Annotated in this window: 6 protein-coding genes; all 6 read right to left on the reverse strand. The window is 54.0% G+C overall.

Annotated elements, in window-relative coordinates; genetic code table 11:
- Positions 1 to 75: 75 nt before the first annotated feature.
- On the reverse strand, positions 76 to 1,023 hold the full coding sequence (locus tag Q1M04_RS15885; RefSeq protein ID WP_300448880.1) for a hypothetical protein: 948 nt from the start codon (positions 1,021 to 1,023) through the stop codon (positions 76 to 78).
- 45 nt (positions 1,024 to 1,068) lie between these two features.
- The gene (locus tag Q1M04_RS15890; RefSeq protein ID WP_300448882.1) at positions 1,069 to 1,794 is read right to left on the reverse strand and encodes a hypothetical protein; all 726 of its coding nucleotides are present in this window, start codon (positions 1,792 to 1,794) and stop codon (positions 1,069 to 1,071) included.
- Positions 1,795 to 1,814: 20 nt separating this feature from the next.
- The gene (locus Q1M04_RS15895; RefSeq protein ID WP_300448885.1) at positions 1,815 to 2,141 is read right to left on the reverse strand and encodes a hypothetical protein; all 327 of its coding nucleotides are present in this window, start codon (positions 2,139 to 2,141) and stop codon (positions 1,815 to 1,817) included.
- A 29-nt stretch (positions 2,142 to 2,170) separates the two neighbouring features.
- Positions 2,171 to 3,256: a hypothetical protein gene (locus tag Q1M04_RS15900; RefSeq protein WP_300448888.1), complete on the reverse strand. Its 1,086-nt coding sequence runs from the start codon at positions 3,254 to 3,256 to the stop codon at positions 2,171 to 2,173.
- Positions 3,257 to 3,312: 56 nt separating this feature from the next.
- The gene (locus tag Q1M04_RS15905) at positions 3,313 to 4,776 is read right to left on the reverse strand and encodes a hypothetical protein (protein ID WP_300448891.1); all 1,464 of its coding nucleotides are present in this window, start codon (positions 4,774 to 4,776) and stop codon (positions 3,313 to 3,315) included.
- 75 nt (positions 4,777 to 4,851) lie between these two features.
- On the reverse strand, positions 4,852 to 5,195 hold a 344-nt coding region (locus tag Q1M04_RS15910), incomplete at its 5' end, for a hypothetical protein (protein WP_300448893.1).

A 5,195-nucleotide genomic window follows, 5' to 3' on the forward strand; every position in this document is an offset into this window, starting at 1 on the left:
GCGCCCTTCGACCGGGCTGGGACTGGAAAAGCGAGGAATTCATCCCCCAATATGGCCCTTTATTGGTCGTTTCCTTTACCTTTGTCTGTTTGCCTGGCTTTTACCGGCTTTAATCAGTGCTTCCTTATACATATCTGACGGCTGGACATGCTGGACAGGAGAAGGATCAGGAGGTTGCCACCCCTTTTGTCTATGACGGCGTATCATATACTGCTCCCACCGCCGCTGGGCATCGGCAATCTTAAAATCAGATTGACAATATTGGGCTAAAATTTTCGGATCTGTTCCCGGAAACGCCTGCAAGAAAGCATCTATATTTGCAATTAAGCGAGGCAGCTTTATTTTTTTGCCATCCTCTGGATTGGCAATAGGACTGATAGGGTGCTTTTGGTATAAAGTGTGATCCCAATATCCCGCTTTCTCAGCAGTAGGCATAGAAATATACAGGTATAGCGCCCATTCCGATTGCCAGGAAATCAAATTGCATAAAGAAATGATTTCGCTATCGCCGCTTTCTATCAAGACACTGCCAGCAGGATATTCCAGCAGTTGCCCTCTGCTTAAAACATCCGCTTCTCTTTCAGATAATTCATTCGTCAGTTGGTTGGCAGAGAATCGTGGGAATATGCCAATGTTCCATTTTAAGGGCCTACTCTTCATTTTTGAAAAATCTATAAAGCTGTCATTGATGCTATGATAGTTTAGGGCTTGAAGCAATTCCTGAGCAGTGGCCCTGGGCCGTTGTTCAATCGCACTGGAAACCACATCCACCAAATCTTGCCCATAGCAGTAAAGCCCTAATTCCATCGCTTCAATCTCAGGAGGCAGATGCTCTATATCATCCTCGCTGACATTTGTACTGGCAGCAAGGATACATTGATCCGACAACTTATATCTGGATCGGCAACACAGGCTCTTTTCAGCATATAGACATTTTTCATCCCATATATCAAATTTTTGACCTTCTGCCAATTCTTTTTTGAGCTGCAACAAAATCGCTTCCAAGGTCGTGAATTTCTCCATGTAAACGCCTCCACTTTCATAAATATGCGGATGTTCCGAATATCTCTAAATTATTTCTCTGCTATTGTCGATTGAGCTTCTTTTTTTGAAAACATTCCAGGCCGACACCACGCCCACATAGGCCGCCAGCACCACTGCCAGCCGCAGTCCAATATCCACCATCCAGTTGACCTTCCCATGCCGGTACATATCCAGCACATAGACCGGATTAACGTCATAGTCCTCTGCCATCTGTTTCAGCATCCACCGCTCTTCGGTGGTGGTATAGCGGACATAGCCAATGGGGTAGGTGTCCGTCCCTGTCAGCGCCAGGTAGTCGTCAAAGTAAACACAGAGCCAGGAGTTGTCCCCCAGCTCCATCAAATAGTATCGGTTATAGAAACCGCCGGCTGCGACCCGCTGGAGCACATATTCCCAGGCTGACAGGGGATAGTCCGCTGTGATATATTCCGAAACGTACACCGATCTCTTTGTGCCGCCGTTATGGTGGTAGTGCGTCCCTTCCTGGCCCACATCCCGCAGGCGGGCCAGGGGGCAGGGAGCCAACTCACCACCGGCCACAGTGACCGGGGCGTTGCTCAAAAAGCAGGTTTCGATCTCCTCCTGCCGCTGGAGCTGCTGGACATCCCCGCTGGGCTGCTGTCCCTGCTCTGCCCCAGTACCGGCCCAGAGGTCATAGAGCCAGCCGGTGGGGAGCGCCAGCACCACCAGGAGGGCGAGGGCGGCGCATACGATATTGCGAAGTACGCTATGTAGAGAATGTTTCTTCATGTGCGCCGCCCCCTCCTGCGTCAAATTTCCTGTACGCCCGCCTGCCGCAGCCAGTCCTGGAGCTTCTTGGCCGGGAAGCCGGTAAAGGTAAACTTTTTTCCAGATTTGCTATGTATCGTCACTTTGGTGGCGAATAGATGCTTTCCGACTGTAAAGCCTTTGATTTCTGACCGTCTCAATTCAACCTCCATGTGTGTTGTCCAGGAAATTTGAAAGCACACCCGCTGATTCGTAACAAAAATTGTCCCACGCCATACATCACATGCACTTCCCAGCACTGGCTCCCAGTAGGCCATCATACCTTGGCCGATCACTGACTCACCTGGTTGAAGCTGAATATTTGCCACAGGTATTCACCCCTTTTTTGGAGATCTTCTCAGGCTGTCTTCTCCTGGAACGTCCACTGGGTATAGGATGCGGCATTGCAGTTGGTCAAGTCCGCCATCTTCAGCTCTGGGAGGTAGAAGCCGATGTAAAGGGTGCTGTTGCCGCCCTCCTGGACATCCTCCGGGGAGGAGACCAACCGCTGGTTGTGAAGGATCACCGCGTAGAACGTATCCAGGCACACCTGATACCGCTCTCGGTCGTCCTCCAGCTCTCCTGTGGCGTAGAAAAAGTCTGATGGCTTGCTGCCGCCGGGGATGTAGCCGTTCATGTTGGCGGCCAGCACCCGCTCCAGCTCCTCCATGGTCAGGCCGTACTCGGTCATGGAGGCCACCTTGTCCATCGCGGCCTGTCCGTAGTACACCGCGTAGACGCCCTCGTAATACGGCTTTTCGTGATCCTCCGCTGAACTGTACCAGCGGAAGTCCCCGCTGTCCTGGAGGCAGAGCTGGGAGCCGTCGCCGCAGAGGAAGGTGTTCCCGCTGATCTCGTCCCTGGTTCCGATCTCAAAGGTCAGGCTCTCACACAGCTGGTTCAGAACCATCCAAACGACAGTAGGTTCCTGCTGGTCTTTATAAGCCTGGGCGTCAAAGGTCAAAACAAGATTCTTCTGCGGGGCAATGACGATCTTCGTGCAGTATAGAACGGACTCATAGACGCCGGTGAGATCCGCCGTCAGGCATTCCACACCATCGCCGGACTGCCAGGCGGTCAGATTCTCCGGAGCGGAAAGGGTATCGAACTGACCTTCGTAATAGGCCACCAGCTCCTCAAAAAGCGTCTGGGGCTCATAGGAACCCAGGGGCGATACACCGTTGAGTCCGTAGACCTCGTTTTTATCGGTGTAGAACATATCCATCCCATCCGCCTGTGTCCAGTCCGCCGAAACTTCAAAAGCCACTCCATGGGTGGAGTGGATGATGGTGCTGTCAGTGGTATCCTGCTTTGAGCTGGAATCCGCAGGCGTGACAGGCGGCGTGGGATCGTCCGATGGAGAGGTCTGATTGCTACAAGCCGTAAGAGACATAAACAGCGAAAGCACCACCGCAACAGTAAGTAATCTTTTATTCATGCTCATAGCAAATTCCCTCTAAACATAAGCAATACTTGATATTTATTTGTTTGGGCGCTTTATCACGCCCGGATATTCACTCCGCCCCCGCCGATAGCCGCAAGGAAGTCCCGCCAGCTGTCCGCGTACTTCTGATAGGTGGAACTGCCCAGGCTGGAGGGCTTGCCGATCTGCTCCATCAGCCGGTTTACACTTTTCTCCAGCGGCGAAACCTCCTTGGCATCGGGAGCGGTGTAGAAGTTCTTCCAATAACTCTCCATGCTGATGCCCCAGCGCAGGGCCTGAGGATTCCGGGCAGTGGCCTGGGCGGTGATACTCTGCCCGTAGGAGGCCCCGGCGCGGATAGCCCCGGCCCCATCGCCGCCATTCTGCCGGAAGGCGTTCAGCGTGGCGTCGTAGATGCCCTGGAACACGGAGCGATCCACAGGGGCGAATGTCCCTTTGGGTTCGCCAGGGGCAAGGTGGCTCTCCCGTTGGGCAAGCGCCTGGTCCAGCGCCGTCAGCGCGTTTTCGTGCCCCTGAGCGCGGCTGTTCCGAAGCAACGCGGCCATGTTTTCGCTCACCAGTCCCTTGGAGATCATCGTCTCTGCCTTCATGTCCGCCAGGGACAGGCCCAGCGCCAGCGTTGCCTCGTTCCGCCCGCAGAAGGATGCATCAAAAATCTCCGTCCGGTAGCTTTGGGCGATCTGCCCGGCGGCGGCCAAGTCCTGCACCGAGTATCGGGCCTCGCTCTGACCGGCCTTGTCCGCCGCCCGGAGCTGGGAGGCGATATAGGCGTCGTGGTTCTTCAGCCATACGCTGTCGGGGCCGGTCTGCTCCACGGCCTCATGGACCTGCTTCAACGCACCCCGGTACGTCTCCTCTTTCTCCGCGAGAATGGTGGAAAAGCTGTCCCGGACCGCCTGGGCATCGCTGTCGGACAGACCCAGATTGTCCTGCAAAGTCTGGGTGTAGCCGTCGATCATCCCGGATTTCCCGGCCTGATAGACCTCCTCCAGCGTGGCAAGCTGGGCGGTCAGCTCCTCGCCGGTGTAATTGCGCTCCAGCTTATCCCGCGCCGCCACATAGCGGGAAGCCAGATAGTCCAGCCCGTCCTCCAACTCCTCCGGGGTGGTGGTCTTGAACGCCTCCAGCTCCCGCGTCAGGCCAGTCCAGTCCACCGATCCGTCCAGACCGTTCTGCCGCAGGGTGTCCAGGTAGGCGGACAGCTCCTCGTCGGTGGGCTTCATGGTGTAAGAGCCCTGCCGCACACGGTCCTGCATCCGCTGGATGCTGGTGGGGTCGAAGATGTTGAAATCAAAATTTTCCTTCTTCCACAGACCTTCCGCCGCGTCCCGGATGGAGTAGTCCTCCCGGTAGCCCTTGCGGTCGGAGAGGTCCAGGTGAAGCAGTCGGGCGGAGCCCTGGGACGTGCCGCTGCCGGAAGTCGCGGCGGCGCTGGGGTCACAGCGGAAGCCCGCCTGGGGCGTGCCGATGGTAATCTGGTTGGTGATGTTGGGGACGTTTCCTAAACTTGAGATGTTCATGGCGGTTCCTCCTAAAAATAGATTCATAGAGATTGCAAAATTGCTTTTATTTATCAGGCTGATAAGCTGGAATTGTTAAGATTCATGTAACCAGTCAATTCCCGGATAAAATTCTCCCGTCCGAATGAAATATTCAACAGCCTTGACACCCAGTTCAATATCTGTAATTGCATGAATTTTAGGGATGGGAGATTGACCGCCGCTTTCAAGGTCAGTCCATATGCTTTTGTCCTCAAAAGCTGCTTTGTTAATTTGGTCGGCAGTATCAGCAAAGGCAGGATTATAAGAATAATAATTATTTTGTCCAAAATCCCCGGAGAACCCCAGAGCTATCCATTTGCCGTCACAGTTTACTTCAAGCCAATTATCCTCTCCGTCCGGGTCTAAATACAAATAAATATTTATCCCATCCGATATTT

It is taken from the genome of uncultured Oscillibacter sp. (genome assembly GCF_950073225.1).
Classification (GTDB): Bacteria; Bacillota; Clostridia; order Oscillospirales; family Oscillospiraceae; genus Oscillibacter.